We start from the raw sequence: 14,031 nt of genomic DNA on the forward strand, positions 1-14,031 counted from the left end.
ATGGTGCGGCCCGCTGGAAACCCAGCGGGCCGCACCCGTTTCGCCCCACCTCCGAACGCCGCCCCGATGAAGGGGGTGCGTTCGGACCCACCACCTTCAGAGGTCGGTGACCCGGATCCCGGCGTGGGCCTTGTAGCGCTTGTTGATGGCGATCAAGTTCGCCGTGAAAGCCTCGATCTGGTGGGCGTTCCGCAGGCGACCGGCGTAGATGCCACGCATGCCGGGGATCCGGGCCGCGAGGGCACCGACGATGCCGGCCAGTTCCCGCTCCTCGGTGCAGATCAGCACGTCCAGCTCGATCCGATCGATCTGCGGATCGGCCAGCAACGGGGCGCTGACGTGGTTGAACGCCGCGCACACCCGGGACTGCGGCAACAGCGCGGCGGCCTGCTGGACGGCGCTGCCCTCCGCCACGGTGAGGGCGTACGGGCCCTGCTTGTCGAAGCCAAGCGGGTTGACGCAGTCGATCACGATCTTGCCTGCGAGGGGCTCGGCGAGCGCGCCGACGATGCTCGCGTGGCCATCCCACGGCACCGCGATTACCACCACATCGCTACGCCGGGCGACCTCCTCGTTGGCGGCCCCGGTGACGCTCGCGCCGGCGGGCACCCCGGGCAGGGCGGCGATCTCCGCAGCGGACTGGGCAGCGCGCTCGGCCGAGCGGGAACCGATCAGCACGGTCTGGCCGGCACGGGCGAACCGGTAGGCGAGACCACGCCCCTGGTCGCCCGTGCCGCCGACGATACCGACAGTTAGCCCGGAGACATCGGGTAGATTGCTCGCGTCGTAAGCCATGCGAACATCCTCGCAAACCGCCGATGCACGAGCAGCAGTCGATGCTGTGACAATCCCCGCTGGGGTCAGGCCCGCTCCACCGGAATCCACAGTTCGGACTCCGCGGTCGCGCCGTCCGCCGCGACACTGGTGCGGGAGATCTCCGGACCCGGACGGCTGCGGTACGGGTTAGCCGGGAACCACAGGGTGAAGACGTCCCGCCACAGGTGCTGGACGGTCTGCGGGAACGGACCGGAGGTGGTGAAGACCGCCCACCTGCCGGCGGGCACCGCCATCGAGTCGAGCCCCTCCGGGGCGCTCGCGCCGGTGACCACACCGTGCCAGTAGTCCAGCTCACCGCCCTCCGCCCGACCGTCAGCGATCTTGGTGCTGACGTTGACGATGCCCTTTGGCTCCTGGTCGGACAGCGCCGCCATCCGGTTGACTGTCTCCTGGTCGATGCTCCGGACGAACTCAACGATCGCCGGGTTCATCCCCTCGTGCACCAGGGGCACCCGGGCTCGCCGGCCCACCAGGCGGAAACCGTCCTTGTCAACGATTCGGTAATCCATACTGCTACTCCCGTCGATGGTGAGACGGAAGGAGATCCGAGGCTGGGCGCGCAGAGTCGCCCCCGTACGGCGGGCCTCGCCCGGGCTGACGCCGTGCACGGCCTGAAACGCCCGGCCGAACGCCTCGGTGGAGCCGTAGCCGTACCGCACCGCGACGTCGAGCAGCGACTGCTCCCCCGACAGCACCTCCGCCGCGGCGACGGTCAGTCGCCGACGCCGGACGTACTCGGACAGTCCGATTCCCGCCAGCGCGGAGAACAGCCGCCGCAGGTGGTACTCCGACGTCGCGGCGATCCGCGCCAGTTCAGCCACGTCGACCGGCTGGTCGAGTTGCTGCTCGAGGTGCGCCATGACATCGTTGAGCCGCTTCAGCACCCGGATCTCCTTCCCTTGTGCCCACGACGCTAGGGCCACGCGGGCAGCACCAACCCGACAAGCTATGCCAGATTCGATCAGGTCATCCCAGGCCAGGATGGCTAACCGGCGGCGCCACGCGTGGTGGGACCGGGCTCCGATGCGCCGTTCCAGTCGACGAGCTGGACGATGACCCCGTTCGGGTCGCGGACCTGGAAGGCGCGCTCGCCCCACTCCTCGGTGGTCAGCGGCATAGTGATCTTGACGCCCTCGGCCTGTAGCCGCGCCAGCTCGCCCTCAAGGTCGTCGACCACGAACGCCAGAATCACACCACGGGCATGGTCGTCACGCTGGTCATCGGGGAGGGTGGCGAGTCCACGCTGCAGGAAGACAACGTTTACGCCGGTGTCGTCGCGGGTCAGCGAGGCGAACCCGTCCGCGGCCATCTCCTGACGAAACCCGAAGTGGGTGGTCAGGAAGGTGGCAGCGGCGGGGACATCCTCGACATTGAGTGATACGGCAGTGGAGGTGATCTTCATGGAAGAGTCCTTCTCGCGATGATCCGAATACCTCGTACGTCGTACGTTGTACATTGTACATCGTACGGAGAAATTAGGGAGATGACTGTGCGTGCACCTGACGTAACCAGCGGCGGAGACCCCGCGCGTACGCTCGCCCTGCTCTGGCGGGAGCCATCGACGGCGGCGCGCCGAGGCCCGCAACGTGGCCTCAACCTGGACGCAGTGATCGAAGCGGCGACCGCCGTCACCAACACCGAAGGGCTGACCGGTCTCACCATGCGCCGAGTCGCCCAGGAGCTGCGGGTCTCCCCCATGACCCTCTACACGTACGTGCCCGGCAAGGCGGAGCTACTCGACGTGATGCTCGACGCCGCGTACGGCCGGATGTCGCGCGCCGACACCACCGGACAACCCTGGCGAGTACGGCTGACCGCGGTGGCCGAGGAGAACCGGACGCTCTTCGAGACCCATCCGTGGACCGCGACGGTCTCCACGCTGCGGCCCCCGCTCGGTCCGGGCGCGATCGGCAAGTACGAGCACGAGCTGACCGCCCTGGACGGCTTGGGTCTCGACGACGTCGAGATGGACGACTGCCTAACCCTCCTGCTGAGTTTCGTCCAGGCCAACGCCCGAGTCGCCGCCGAGGCCCGGGCCACTGCCCAGCTCACGACGGTGACCGACGAACAGTGGTGGGCGGCCGCCGGGCCGTTGCTGGCCCGGGTCCTCGACCCCGCGGCCTACCCGCTGGCCACCCGGGTGGGCAGTGCCGCCGGCACGGCGCACGGCAGCGCCCACGACCCCGCGCACGCCTACGAATTCGGCCTCCGCCGCCTCCTGGACGGGCTCGCCACCCTCATCGAACGCACGACACCCGCGGCATCAGAAAACTCCTGACGCCGCTCCGGGACGATCAGCGACTGGTGAGGTTCCGAAGATCACTCGGCGGGGCGACGGAGCAGAGTGACGGCGAAGTCGCTCTCCTCCCGCCACGGGCGCAGATCCCAGGTGGCGAAACGGTGCTCCCGGCGTAGCCCGGCCGCAGCCGAATCCGCGTCGAAGGCCGACAGCGGGTAGCCCCGGTCCGTGCCGAAACCAACCGCCACAATGCCGTCGGGACGCAGGTGGGCCGCGATCCGGCGGAGCACGTCGGCCTCGGTGCCCGCGGCGACGAAGGTCATCACGTTGCCGGCGACCACAGCGGCGTCGAAGGGTTCCGCCTCACCGGCGGCGGCCAGATCGAGTTCGGCCAGGTCGGCCACGAGCCAGCGCGGACCGGGATAGGCGGCCCCCGCCGCCTCGACCAGGACGGGATCGGCGTCAACACCCACCACGGTGTGCCCCCGCACGGCCAGCGCGGCCCCGAGCCGACCAGTGCCGCAGCCGGCGTCGAGGACCCGAGAACCCGGCGCTACCAGGGCGTCGATCAGCCGGGCCTCGCCGGCAAGGTCTGCCCCCTCCGCCGCCAACCGACGGAATCGGTCGATGTACCACTGGGAGTGCTCTGGGCCGGTGTCGGTCACCCATCGGGTCGGCTTTGCCATGACGACAACCGTATCCCCTCGGGTCTTCGGCCAGTCCGGCGCCGGTCACCGCTGACCCCGGCCCCAACCAGCGGGTTTCCCATCCGCGGCGGGCCTGCTATTTGCCCGGACATGACTGTTGGCCGGCACCCGGTTTCGGGTGCCGGCCAACAGTTTCTTTCCCCCTTGTGTGGGTCAGGTCTTCGGGTGGGGGTGTGTGGGTGCTGCGGTGTGGGGGTCAGCTGGTCCAGTGCTCGGCGACTAGGTCGGCGGCCTGGGTTTCCCACTGGGCGTAGTGGAACGGGTACGCCGACACCTGGACCTTCTGGGCGGCTTCGGTCAGGGGCAGTTCCTGCCAGCCCTCGACCTGCTTCAAACCCTTGAGGAAGGCGGTGGTGGAGTACTCGGGGTCGGTGATCTGCTCCACGCTGCCCCAACCGCTCGAGGGGCGCTGCTGGAACAGGCCCTGCGAGTCGTGGTCGTTCCGGTCACCCAGGTGTCCCAGGTTCTCCAGCTTCGACTCCTGCAAGCTGGTACCGATCGCCACGACGGCGGCGCGCTCGTCCATGCCGGCCTTCTTGGTGGCCTCGATGATGGCCTTCACGTTGCCGGTCTGCTCGTCGCCCAGGTCGATGCGCGACTGCTCACCCTGGGTGCCGTGCGGGATCAGCTTGCCCATGTCGGGCTTGTCGGCCTGCACCGCAGCGGCCGCTGCGGGGGTGGTGTCGGTCAGGGTGGCCAGGGGGCCGGCGACGACACCGGTGGACAGGGCCAGACCAGCGATACCAAGGACACTACGACGCAGAATCGTGTTCATGGGGGTTGCTCCATTCGGGGGTCGACACCCCACACGCCCGAAAAAGGGGGGTTCAGGCGGCAAAAGAGGGGTGCAAGCACCGTCCGGCGCTCAAAGAAAAGAAAGAAGAGGGGGTCGGCGACCGCGGGCCGCACAGGGGGCACACACGGCGCCGAATCCAGATGTAACGACCGACCGGCCACCATCATTCCCGGCGACCTCACCCGGTGTCACCCGCCCGAGCGGGACACCTCCACGGCCGTACGCAGGGTGTAACGCCCTGACGCCAGCCGAGATTCCACCGTCACCATGCCCCCGACCACACCCCAGACGGGCGCCGATCAGACATCCGCAACAAATGATCCCAGATGGCTATGGCGTCCTTTCTGCTGCGCAGCGACACGGGAGAACGTAGCGTCCTACTGCCGGAGAAGCTACATAGTTGACGCAACGCCGGCTTCGCCTACTGGAGGACCGTCCAGGATTTCCTCCTTGAGGCTCAGCCGCAGCTCATGACATTTGTTAAATTGTCCATCACGGTTGATACCGCCGCCGTCTTGGCGCTTTTCGCGGAATGGCTTACAGGTCCACGGAAACAGCCCTAACCCGCCCGCATGCCGCCACCGGGCCGTTAGGACGCCACCGGTCGGCCCACCTCAGCAGATATCTGACTTCGGCAGATAGGCGGCGATCCAGTCCCGCAGACGTTTCATCACCAGAGGATGCACGTCAACCAGGAGTTCAATCCGCCCGGCGACCACATCCGGCCTGACCAAGCCCGCCCGGAGCAGTGCGTCAGCGAACAGGGCGTCCTTCTCCCTCCCGGCCACAAGCTTCGACACCACGCAGTCGTGCGGGTCCAGCGCATAGCCACGGCCCGGCTGGGTGTTCTCCGACTCCACCAGCACCAACCGATCGCGCCAGCCCTCGGGCAGCACCGCAGTCGACACACTCACACCCTGGGCGTAGTAGCCGTAGGTCTCGTGGAATTGCGAGAACTCGCCGATGAACGCGTCGACCTGGTCGGCCTTCTGATCGTCGGGATCGTCGAAGAACGCCACGTCTACCTCCATTGAGGAAGTGGCTTCCAACGGCAGATCATCCTCCGGAATCGTCCCCAGCACCGACTGGCTGCCGATGATGAGAACGTTCCGATCAACAATAATCCGACCCGTCGATCTCAGCACGTGCTCCAACTCTGCACGCCTCACGCCGCCCGCTCCCAGCCCCGACGTTTGAAGGACTCAAGAACTTTCCCACGCTGCGCCTGCGAGAGCACACCGGCGAAGGGCGAATTCTGCCGCAGCTCGAGCGACTCTGGATCTTCCGAGGTCAGCACCCGAAGAACGGACCCAACCCCTTCGTTGATCTTGTCTTGCCAACGCCGCAACCAGACCTCGGCCATGGTCCCCCGGTGCTGCCGAAGCAGCCGATCGAGATTCTCCCCAGCCTTGCTCAGCACCCCATCCGGATCGGCGACCAGGCCGCCTGCCACAGCTTGGTGCAGCCACAGCGACTTGAGCTGATCACGGGTCAAGGGCTGCCGTGGGCGCAACAGCGCCTCGACGTGCTCCCGCCGGACCTTGCGGTGCGCGCCCACCCGCACGAAAGGCAAATCGCCACGCTCGCACAGGTTGACCACCTGCTGACGCGAAGAACCCAGCAGTTTGGCCGCCTGACCAGTGCTCAGCAATTCCCCACCCGCGGTCGCCATACTTGCCAGCATCGGCCAGAAACGCCAAAAACGCAACTCGACGGCAGCGTCAGTACTGCTCAAGCAGCACCAGCCGGCAGAGAGACCGTAAATCACTTTGCGGGTACGTTCTCCGGCCGCATCTACCGCTGGATGCCGACTCTTGCCGTCGAAGGTCGCCCGCTTAATCGCACCCGTCAGGCGGCGGGAAGAGCAGTAGCAGGGTCACCGGTTGACGCTTCCAAGATCAGGCTGTCGCCAGGCCGTCCAATGTCGACCAAGAACAACCATCGACACCCGGACATAGAACTAGCCCAGAGCCTTGATCAGGTCTCTGAGCTGGTGGGCGACGGACGAGTCGACCTGTACGCCGGATTCTGTGCGCGACGCGGACCCGAGGGCACGCGCCGGCGGCGGTCATCCATCTCGGCCTGCCGTCACCGACAGGCTCCAGCGGCCTACCCGCAGACATCGGGCGGGCCGCCCTCGATCGCCTGCGCGGGTCGTCGTCTCAGCTGATGACGCCCCTTCTTGGCCTTGCTCCGGGTGGGGTTTACCGAGCCACCCCGGTCACCCGGGGTGCTGGTGGGCTCTTACCCCACCGTTTCACCCTTACCGTCCCCGTCCGGAGACGGCGGTCTGTTTTCTGTGGCACTGTCCCGCGGGTCACCCCGGGTTGCCGTTAGCAACCACCCTGCCCTGTGGAGTCCGGACGTTCCTCGACGGCAGGTCGGAAACCTGCCGACGCGACCGCCCGGTCGACTCGTCCGTCGCGCACTCATCCTAACGACGCGGTCGCCGTACCCATTTCCGCCCCAACCACCACACCTGCGCCCGCCGACGCGCCGCAGCGGGCGCCGCGGGGTGGACGGGGCACCGCGACGTACTAGCCTGCCTCACCATGCACATCGCCGACGCCGCGCTGCTCGTCCCCGCCGGCCTCGCCGCCGGCATGCTCAACGCGGTGGCCGGTGGCGGGTCGCTGATCACCTTCCCGGCGATGATCGCCGCCGGGTTGCCGCCGGTGTCGGCGAACGTGAGCAACTCGGTGTCGGCCTTCCCGGGGTACGCGGCGAGCGTCGCGGGCAGTCGCGCGGAGCTGCCGCATGGTCGGGAGCTGGTGGCTCTGCTGCCCACCACCGTCCTCGGTACGGTCGCCGGCACCGTGCTCCTGTTGGCCACGCCGTCCCGGGCGTTCGAGCTGGTCGTACCGTTTCTGGTGCTCGGGGCGACGGCGGTGCTGGCGTTCCAGGGGCCGCTGCGCCGGTTCGTCGGGCACCCCCGCGACCGGTCGAGGCGCCACCGTACCGTCTGGCTCCAGGTGATGGTCGCGCTCGCCGCGGTGTACGGCGGCTACTTCGGGGCGGCGCTGGGGGTGATGTTGGTGGCGGGCCTCGCGCTGATGCTGGACGCGTCGCTGGCCCGGGTCAGCGCCATCAAGAACCTGCTCTCGGCGGTGGTCGGGCTGACCACGCTGGTGATCTTTGCGCTGTTCGGGCCGGTGAACTGGGCGGCGGTTGCCGTGGTCGCACCGGCGACGCTGGTCGGCGGGTACGCGGGCGCGCGGCTGCTCCCCCGGCTGCCACCGATGGTGCTCAGAACGGTGATCGTGGCGTTCGGGACGGTCATCGGCCTGTATCTGCTCTGGCGGACCAGAAGCTGAACGAACCGGGGGTAGTCAGCTGGCCGGGAGGTGGGCGGTGTCGTTGACGGAGCGGACGGCCACTCCACCGTCGGACCACAGGTCCACCACGGAGATGCCGGCCGCGTCGAGCAACAGCCGATACAGCAGCGTGTCTCCGCCCCCGAGAGCATCCCGCAGGATCAGTTTGATCGGCGCGACGTGCGAGACCACCACGACGGTTTGCCCCGGGTACGCCTTCCGCAGCTCATCCACCACCCGCTGGCTGCGCGTGGCGACGTCGGCGAATGACTCTCCGCCGGGCGGGGCGACCGTCGTGGCGGCGAGCCAGGCGTCCATCTCGCCGGGCCAGCGCTCCCGTACCTCCGCGAAGGTGCGGCCCTCCCAGGCCCCGAAGTCGCACTCGACCAAGTCGTTATTGTCGCGGACCGGCTTCCCCCCGAGCGCCGCGGCGATGGCCCCGGCGGTGTGCCGACACCGGCTCAGTGGGGAGCTGACCACGACCGCAGCCGACGGGGCCAGCGCGGCCACCCGGTCGGCGGTGGCTTCGGCCTGGGCCCGACCGAGGTCGGAGAGGGGCACGTCCACCCGGCCGGAGTAGCGGCGCTGTTCGGTGTACTCGGTCGCCCCGTGCCGGACGAGAACCAGCCGGGTCGCGGTGAAGCTGGGCCGCGGCTCCCAGGAGGCGGGGGCCGTGGCCGGGCCGGTGCCGCTGGTACGGGCGGTGGCGGCGCGGGCCGCGGCCTCGTGGGCCGCCGCCCGGGCGGGCGAGTCGGCGGCGGCCACCGGTCGGGGTTCCTCGACTGCTCGCTTCGCCGGCTGGGCTGGTGCCCCGGCGGCGGCGTCCATGGCGGCGTTCGCCAGGGCGTCGGCGTGCCGGTTGCGGTTTCGCGGAATCCAGGTGAACCGGACGGCGGCGAATTGGCCGACCAGCCCGGCTGCCTGCGCGGCGAGCGGCCGCAGGCCGGGGTTTTTGATCTGCCACCGGCCGCACATCTGCTCGACCACGAGCTTGGAGTCCAACCGGGCTTCCACCTCGGCGGCCCCCAGCTCGGCGGCGGCCTCCAGGCCGGCGATCAGGCCCCGGTACTCGGCGACGTTGTTGGTGGCGGTGCCGATCGCCGCTGAGCGTTCGGCGAGCACCTCGCCGGTGCCGGGGTCGCGGAGCACCGCGCCGTATCCGGCCGGACCGGGGTTACCCCGAGATCCACCGTCGGCCTCGACGACGACCACCCGCGGCGCCACGACTACAGCCCGGACTCGTTGGTACGGATCATGATCCGGCGGCACTCCTCACAGCGCACCACCTCGTCCGGATCCGCCGCGCGAATTCGGGCCCGGTCCGCGCCGGAGAGCTCCAGCCGGCAGCCGCCGCACCGGCCGCCGGTGAGCAGGGCCGCGCCGAGCCCGCTCTCTGCCCGGATCCGGTCGTAGAGCGCGACCAGGTCACCGGGAAGGTCGGCGGCGAGGGGCTGGCGGGCGCCGCGCTTGAACTCCTCCTCCTTAGTGATCTCGCTCAGGCTGTCATCGCGGCGCTGCTCGACGGCATCCCGCTTCTCCCGGGCCTCGGTGATCCGCTTCTCGATCCCGGTCAGGACGCCCTGCGCGGTCTCCCGCTGCTCCATCAGCTCCAGCTCGGCGTCCTCGAGATCGCCCTGGCGGCGGTTGAGGGAGGCCAGCTCGTGCTGGAGCGCCTCCAACTCCCGGGCCGGGCCGACGCCGGCGGCGAGGCGGTCCTCGTCCTTGCGCTTACGGGCTCGCACCTGGTCAACGTCCTGCTCCAGCCGGTCGATGTCCCGGTCCAGGTCATCGATGGCCACCTGGGCGCGGGCGCGCTCGTCCTCCAGCGCGGACAACTCCCGGGCGAGGGCGTCCAGCTCGGCCCGCTCGGGCAGCGTCCGGCGACGGTGCGCGAGTTGGGCGAGGGTGGTGTCGATCCCGGCCAGGTCGAGCAGGCGGCGCTGGACTAACGGTTCAGCCTTCACAGTGGGGCTCCTTGTTGTCCGCCGCGGGCGGGGCGGCGTGTACGGTCCACGGGTCAGTCTCCAGGTCGGACACGAGCGTATCGACGCCCGTCGTCTCCCGCAGGGTGGCAGCTAGGTCGTCCAGCCACGGGCGTTCGGTCGCCCAGTGCGCGGCGTCGAGCAGCGCCGGACCGCCGGTGGCCAGGTGCTCGCTGGTGGGGTGGTGCCGCAGGTCAGCGGTGAGGTACGCGTCCACCCCGGCGCTTGTCGCGGCGGCGAGGAAGCTGTCGCCCGATCCGCCGCTGACGGCGAGCGTACGCACCGCGCGGTGCGGGTCACCGGCTGCGCGTACGCCCCAGGCGGTGGCCGGGAGTACGGCGGCGGCGTGCCGGGTCAGCTCGGCGAGGGTCATCGGCTCGGGTAGCTCGCCGATGCGGCCGATCCCCCGGCCGGCACCGTGTGCGGGTGCGCCGACGGCGGGGGGCGCCAGCGGCCGGAGCCCGGTCAGCCCGAATCGGGCGGCCAGTGCGTCGGAAACGCCCGGTTCGGCGACGTCCGCGTTGGTGTGCGCCACGTACAGCGCGACATCGGCCTTGATCAGCTGGTGGACGATCCGCCCCTTGTAGGTGGTCGGGGCGACCGACGACACGCCCCGCAGGAGCAGGGGATGATGCGCCACGATCAGGTCGGCCCGGGCGTCGATCGCCTCGGCGACCGTCTCCGGCACCACGTCCACCACGCAGAGCACCCGACGGACCGGCGCGTCCGGGTCGCCGAGTACCAGACCGACGCGGTCCCACTCCTGCGCCCACGCCGGTGGGTAGCGCCGCTCCAACTCGGTCACCAGCTCGGCGACGGTCGGCGGGAATTCGGGTGTCCTCACGGCGGGCCAGCTTACCGGCGGGTGCGGGGACGGAATGCGTCGCCACCCGGGGCGGGGGGTCAGGCGACCCTGGTCGCCACGGCTGGTTCCGGCAGGGCGGCCACCACCGCCTCCCAGGGGAAGGCGGGTAGGTGACGCTCGCCGGCTCCGGGCGGATAAAGGGGGACGACGTGGTCGCCGAAGAGCACCGTGACCCCCCATTCGGAGAGCCGGCCGAGGGCCGTCTGGAACGCTGGGTGGGCGGCCATCGCCGCGTTGGTGAACGGGACCGCGACCAGCGGCACCCCGCGGCCCTGTGCCTCCACGAGCAGGCCGAGGGGGAGGGTGTCGGCTATCCCCGCCGCCCATTTGGTGATCGTGTTCACCGTGGCCGGGCAGACGATCATTGCGTCCGCCGGCGGCAGGACATCCGGATCGCCCGGGTTCTTGTAGTGGCTACGGACCGGGTAGCCGGTCTGTCGGACCAGCGCCGGCCGGTCGATGAACCTGGTCCCGTCGGGGGTGGTGACGACACAGACCTCCCACCCGGTCTGCTGGGCCAGTTCGACGAGCCGGCCGATGTGGCGGGCGAGCGGCGAACCGCAGGCGAGCACGTAGAGCATCCGGCGCGCGGCGCTTGCCGGCTGCGACGTGGCCAGGGAAGCGTCCAGACTCATATTCCGACTCCCATGTTTTCGGCCAACTCCGCGATCGAGGCGGACGGGGTGCCCCGGGTGCGCCGCAGGATGTCGGACATCACCTCGTGGGCGATCGGGCGACAACGGATCTCGGACGGAGCGAGCCGGTCGCCCTGCAGCAGCATCTCGCCCGCGTTGACCACATCACCAACCTGTGCGTAGCCCCGGGCGATGTCGAGCAGGTGGTGGGCGCGGCGCTCGGGTAGCAGGGCGTTGAACTCCGGCCCGATCCGCTGGTGGACCTCGACCGCTCGACCACCGTCGCCGAGCTCCACGGCGGCCGCGGCGCGGTGCAGCTTGACGTTGGTGGGCCCGAACGAGGTCCAGTAGTGGTTCTGGTCGCCGCCGAGCAGGGTGGCCGCCTCGTCGGCGCCGCTCAGCAGGTCATCCACTGTGGCGGTGTCACCGATCCGGGAGGCGGCCATCGCCCCCTGGAGCAGCAGCATGCCGTAGACCGATAGCCGGTCCGGGGTAGCGTCGTTGTTACCGCCCGGGGCCAACCGGTTCGCGATCGCGACGTTCACCTCCAGGGCCGGGAAGGGGCGCCCCATCGCCACTAGGGCGTTACCGACCCGGGCTGTGGCGATGCCGGCCAGCAGCGGATCGTCGGCCCGCTGGGCGACCGCCATCGCCCGATCGGCCGCGAGCCACGCCAGGTCGCACTCCCCCAGCTTGCGCAGGACCGACGAGGCGATCTGGTAAACCTGCCCGAGCAGGTGCGCCGCCTCGCGGTTGTCGTCGCCGGCGGAGCCGGCATCGGCCGCCTGGGCGTCCCGCAGCAGCTTGGGGAGCGAGCGGGTCAGCATCCCGTATCGACCGTACTGATAGGTCAGCCAGGCGTGGCTGACGGCTTTGCGCATGTCGGGCAGGGGCGGCGGGTACGGCGCCGCGTCGAAGTAGGCGCTCATCGCGTCGTACCGCTCCAGCGCTGCCCGAATCTCTTGCACCTCAGTCTGGTCGATGCAGTTCAGCGCGTCAGAACGCCGTTCCGGGTCCTTGCCGAGCAGTAGCTGCACGTCCACCCGGAGGGTGTCGGCGATCTCGTAGATGACGGAGAACTTGTCCAGCCGACGTACCCCGCGCTCTACCTTGTCCACCCAGCTCTTCGACTTACCCAGCCGGTCGGCGAAGACCTGCTGGGACATCTTGCGTCGCCCCCGCCAGTAGGCCACCCGACGCCCGATGGGTAGCTCGTCCATGTCCCATCCCTTTCCTACGCGTCCATTCCAGCCGATAAGCCAGGTTCGTCGCGGGCACGGCGCTTTGTTCGATTTTTCCTGATCGCACAGCATGTACGTCAGCTGATCAGCCGGCGCTCCTAGCGTTCATGCAAGTTGCACCGGCCGTTCGTCAACTCAACGATCGCGGGTCAAGGCAGTGACGGTGCTCGACAGAGGCCACCGGCACGACCAGATCCGGCGAGGGGAGATGGCACATATGTGGGGGAATATCGGACCGCGGGTCGCTCAGCTGTCACCCCTGGAACGGGTACGGCTACGCCGCGTCGCCGTACGCTACGCACTGCACGGCTGGGAGGTAACCCCCGGCGCGTGCCTGGCCCGCAGCCGCTTCGTCTGCGGGCGGGCGGGCTGTCCCACCGTCGGCTGCCATCCCGCATTGGTGGATTGGGAACACTCCGCCAGCGCCGACCCGGCCCGGATCGCGACGTGGTGGCGCACCCGGCCGCACGGCGTGCTGCTGCCCACCGGGCGCGCCTTCGACGTCCTGGAGGTGCCGGCCCACGTCGGACGAGACGTACTCCTCGCGGTCCAGAACCACCCGGCCGGCCCGGGAGTGCGCGGGCCGGTGCTGTCCACCCCCACCGGCCGGTGGATGTTCCTGGTCCGACCCGGCGACCCACTTCGACCCGAACTTGAACACTGCTTCCACGTGGTACGGCACGGCCCGGGTTCGTGGATCCCCGCCCCGCCGACGCGGCTACCCGAGGGGGCGGTGCGCTGGGTGGTCGCCCCGGAGCAGGCCCGCTGGCAGCTCCCCGACTCGTACCTGGTGCAGAACAGCCTGATCGCGGAGTTACGGGCGAGCGGCGTACCACTGGCGGTGGAGCAGCTGGTCCCCGGCCACCTGCCGCTTCCTCGGCAGGGGTACTGACCGGCAGGGGCTCTACCAACCTTAGGCTTTCTAAGCCATCACAAAGGGCACTGATCCGCCTAAAGACATCAAGCCAGTACAAAACCCCCGAATGACTGGCCGCCGGCACCGAGTCGCCCCCGAGCCGCCTTGCCAAGCCGCCAACCCAGGGCATGCCGCCCGTACGTCGGAAAGTGTCAGCAGCAGGAGCGTGAGCCGCTACCGCAGCGGGTATGCCCGGCGAGCCGCTGAACACGTGAGGGGATGGCACATGCTCAGCAAAGAGGATCAGCGCAGGTTCGAGCAGATCACCCGCAATCTCCGGGAGAGCGACCCGGCATTCTTCGCCCGGCTGGACCATCGCGCGAAAGGCCACCGCGGCCGGTGGTTGATGCTGTTGACCATCGTGCTCTGGGCGGCGCTCCCCGCGACAACTGTGCTTGCCGGCCCGACGGCCGGTGCGGTCTGCGCGGTGGTCCTGGTAGCCAACGCCGTGGTGATGTGGCGCTTCCGGCGCCGCTGGCTATGAATGACCCGGACTACG

Annotated in this window: 16 protein-coding genes and 1 other RNA gene; 4 read left to right on the plus strand and 13 right to left on the minus strand. The window is 69.6% G+C overall.

Going from position 1 to position 14,031, the window contains the following annotated elements:
• Nucleotides 1–96 precede the first annotated feature (96 nt).
• The 3 genes from npdG to SALPAC2_RS0109850 form a co-directional block, all read right to left on the minus strand.
• Nucleotides 97–795 (minus strand): NADPH-dependent F420 reductase, encoded by a 699-nt coding sequence (gene npdG, locus SALPAC2_RS0109840; RefSeq protein ID WP_018216494.1) that lies wholly within the window; start codon nt 793–795, stop codon nt 97–99.
• Nucleotides 796–860: 65 nt separating this feature from the next.
• Entirely contained in the window at nt 861–1,721 is an 861-nt protein-coding gene (locus tag SALPAC2_RS0109845) for an AraC family transcriptional regulator (protein ID WP_018216495.1), read from the minus strand.
• 101 nt (nt 1,722–1,822) lie between these two features.
• Nucleotides 1,823–2,239 carry a VOC family protein gene (locus tag SALPAC2_RS0109850; RefSeq protein ID WP_018216496.1) on the minus strand — a complete coding sequence of 139 codons (417 nt, stop codon included), beginning with the start codon at nt 2,237–2,239 and terminating at the stop codon, nt 1,823–1,825.
• Between the two features lie 87 nt (nt 2,240–2,326).
• Here SALPAC2_RS0109850 and SALPAC2_RS0109855 point away from each other — a divergent pair, with 87 nt between their 5' ends.
• The gene (locus SALPAC2_RS0109855; RefSeq protein WP_026184590.1) at nt 2,327–3,115 is read left to right on the plus strand and encodes a TetR/AcrR family transcriptional regulator; all 789 of its coding nucleotides are present in this window, start codon (nt 2,327–2,329) and stop codon (nt 3,113–3,115) included.
• Between the two features lie 41 nt (nt 3,116–3,156).
• On the opposite strand, the gene SALPAC2_RS0109860 is transcribed toward SALPAC2_RS0109855, so the two are convergent.
• The 5 genes from SALPAC2_RS0109860 to rnpB form a co-directional block, all read right to left on the minus strand.
• The gene (locus SALPAC2_RS0109860; protein WP_018216498.1) at nt 3,157–3,762 is read right to left on the minus strand and encodes a class I SAM-dependent methyltransferase; all 606 of its coding nucleotides are present in this window, start codon (nt 3,760–3,762) and stop codon (nt 3,157–3,159) included.
• Between the two features lie 217 nt (nt 3,763–3,979).
• Nucleotides 3,980–4,558 carry a hypothetical protein gene (locus SALPAC2_RS0109865; protein WP_018216499.1) on the minus strand — a complete coding sequence of 193 codons (579 nt, stop codon included), beginning with the start codon at nt 4,556–4,558 and terminating at the stop codon, nt 3,980–3,982.
• A 635-nt stretch (nt 4,559–5,193) separates the two neighbouring features.
• Nucleotides 5,194–5,724 carry a DUF6036 family nucleotidyltransferase gene (locus tag SALPAC2_RS0109870; protein WP_223874147.1) on the minus strand — a complete coding sequence of 177 codons (531 nt, stop codon included), beginning with the start codon at nt 5,722–5,724 and terminating at the stop codon, nt 5,194–5,196.
• Nucleotides 5,725–5,744: 20 nt separating this feature from the next.
• Nucleotides 5,745–6,314 carry a helix-turn-helix domain-containing protein gene (locus SALPAC2_RS0109875; RefSeq protein WP_223874144.1) on the minus strand — a complete coding sequence of 190 codons (570 nt, stop codon included), beginning with the start codon at nt 6,312–6,314 and terminating at the stop codon, nt 5,745–5,747.
• A 266-nt stretch (nt 6,315–6,580) separates the two neighbouring features.
• An RNA gene (gene rnpB / locus SALPAC2_RS25515) (RNase P RNA component class A) lies at nt 6,581–6,996 on the minus strand.
• A gap of 135 nt (nt 6,997–7,131) precedes the next feature.
• On the opposite strand from rnpB, the gene SALPAC2_RS0109880 reads away from it, so the two are divergent.
• On the plus strand, nt 7,132–7,893 hold the full coding sequence (locus SALPAC2_RS0109880; protein ID WP_018216502.1) for a sulfite exporter TauE/SafE family protein: 762 nt from the start codon (nt 7,132–7,134) through the stop codon (nt 7,891–7,893).
• Between the two features lie 15 nt (nt 7,894–7,908).
• Here the strand turns inward: SALPAC2_RS0109880 and SALPAC2_RS0109885 are convergent, their stop codons facing one another.
• From SALPAC2_RS0109885 to SALPAC2_RS0109905, 5 genes are read right to left on the minus strand one after another with little or no spacing between them, the layout of a single operon-like run.
• Nucleotides 7,909–9,117 carry a bifunctional RNase H/acid phosphatase gene (locus tag SALPAC2_RS0109885; protein ID WP_026184592.1) on the minus strand — a complete coding sequence of 403 codons (1,209 nt, stop codon included), beginning with the start codon at nt 9,115–9,117 and terminating at the stop codon, nt 7,909–7,911.
• Nucleotides 9,118–9,119: 2 nt separating this feature from the next.
• Nucleotides 9,120–9,857 carry a zinc ribbon domain-containing protein gene (locus tag SALPAC2_RS0109890; protein ID WP_018216504.1) on the minus strand — a complete coding sequence of 246 codons (738 nt, stop codon included), beginning with the start codon at nt 9,855–9,857 and terminating at the stop codon, nt 9,120–9,122.
• A complete protein-coding gene (locus SALPAC2_RS0109895) occupies nt 9,847–10,719 on the minus strand; it encodes a Nif3-like dinuclear metal center hexameric protein (RefSeq protein ID WP_018216505.1) in 873 nt (290 codons plus the stop codon). The genes SALPAC2_RS0109890 and SALPAC2_RS0109895 overlap by 11 nt, the downstream gene beginning before the upstream one ends.
• 59 nt (nt 10,720–10,778) lie before the next feature.
• The gene (locus tag SALPAC2_RS0109900; protein ID WP_018216506.1) at nt 10,779–11,375 is read right to left on the minus strand and encodes a flavoprotein; all 597 of its coding nucleotides are present in this window, start codon (nt 11,373–11,375) and stop codon (nt 10,779–10,781) included.
• The gene (locus SALPAC2_RS0109905) at nt 11,372–12,595 is read right to left on the minus strand and encodes a helix-turn-helix domain-containing protein (protein WP_018216507.1); all 1,224 of its coding nucleotides are present in this window, start codon (nt 12,593–12,595) and stop codon (nt 11,372–11,374) included. The genes SALPAC2_RS0109900 and SALPAC2_RS0109905 overlap by 4 nt, the downstream gene beginning before the upstream one ends.
• 229 nt (nt 12,596–12,824) lie before the next feature.
• Between SALPAC2_RS0109905 and SALPAC2_RS0109910 the strand changes: the two genes are divergently transcribed.
• Entirely contained in the window at nt 12,825–13,508 is a 684-nt protein-coding gene (locus SALPAC2_RS0109910; RefSeq protein ID WP_026184594.1) for a bifunctional DNA primase/polymerase, read from the plus strand.
• Nucleotides 13,509–13,758: 250 nt separating this feature from the next.
• Nucleotides 13,759–14,016: a DUF3040 domain-containing protein gene (locus tag SALPAC2_RS0109915; protein WP_018216509.1), complete on the plus strand. Its 258-nt coding sequence runs from the start codon at nt 13,759–13,761 to the stop codon at nt 14,014–14,016.
• Nucleotides 14,017–14,031: the final 15 nt, after the last annotated feature.

It is taken from the genome of Salinispora vitiensis, assembly GCF_000378825.1.
Classification (GTDB): Bacteria; Actinomycetota; Actinomycetes; order Mycobacteriales; family Micromonosporaceae; genus Micromonospora; species Micromonospora vitiensis.

What these genes read in the sequence shown, in the direction of transcription:
- SALPAC2_RS0109850 (WP_018216496.1), bottom strand. Translation starts at nt 2,239, where the DNA reads ATGAAGATCACCTCCACTGCCGTATCACTCAATGTCGAGGATGTCCCC.
- SALPAC2_RS0109910 (WP_026184594.1), top strand. Translation starts at nt 12,825, where the DNA reads ATGGCACATATGTGGGGGAATATCGGACCGCGGGTCGCTCAGCTGTCA.
- SALPAC2_RS0109900 (WP_018216506.1), bottom strand. Translation starts at nt 11,375, where the DNA reads ATGAGTCTGGACGCTTCCCTGGCCACGTCGCAGCCGGCAAGCGCCGCG.
- SALPAC2_RS0109865 (WP_018216499.1), bottom strand. Translation starts at nt 4,558, where the DNA reads ATGAACACGATTCTGCGTCGTAGTGTCCTTGGTATCGCTGGTCTGGCC.
- SALPAC2_RS0109860 (WP_018216498.1), bottom strand. Translation starts at nt 3,762, where the DNA reads ATGGCAAAGCCGACCCGATGGGTGACCGACACCGGCCCAGAGCACTCC.
- npdG (WP_018216494.1), bottom strand. Translation starts at nt 795, where the DNA reads ATGGCTTACGACGCGAGCAATCTACCCGATGTCTCCGGGCTAACTGTC.
- SALPAC2_RS0109915 (WP_018216509.1), top strand. Translation starts at nt 13,759, where the DNA reads ATGCTCAGCAAAGAGGATCAGCGCAGGTTCGAGCAGATCACCCGCAAT.
- SALPAC2_RS0109880 (WP_018216502.1), top strand. Translation starts at nt 7,132, where the DNA reads ATGCACATCGCCGACGCCGCGCTGCTCGTCCCCGCCGGCCTCGCCGCC.
- SALPAC2_RS0109905 (WP_018216507.1), bottom strand. Translation starts at nt 12,595, where the DNA reads ATGGACGAGCTACCCATCGGGCGTCGGGTGGCCTACTGGCGGGGGCGA.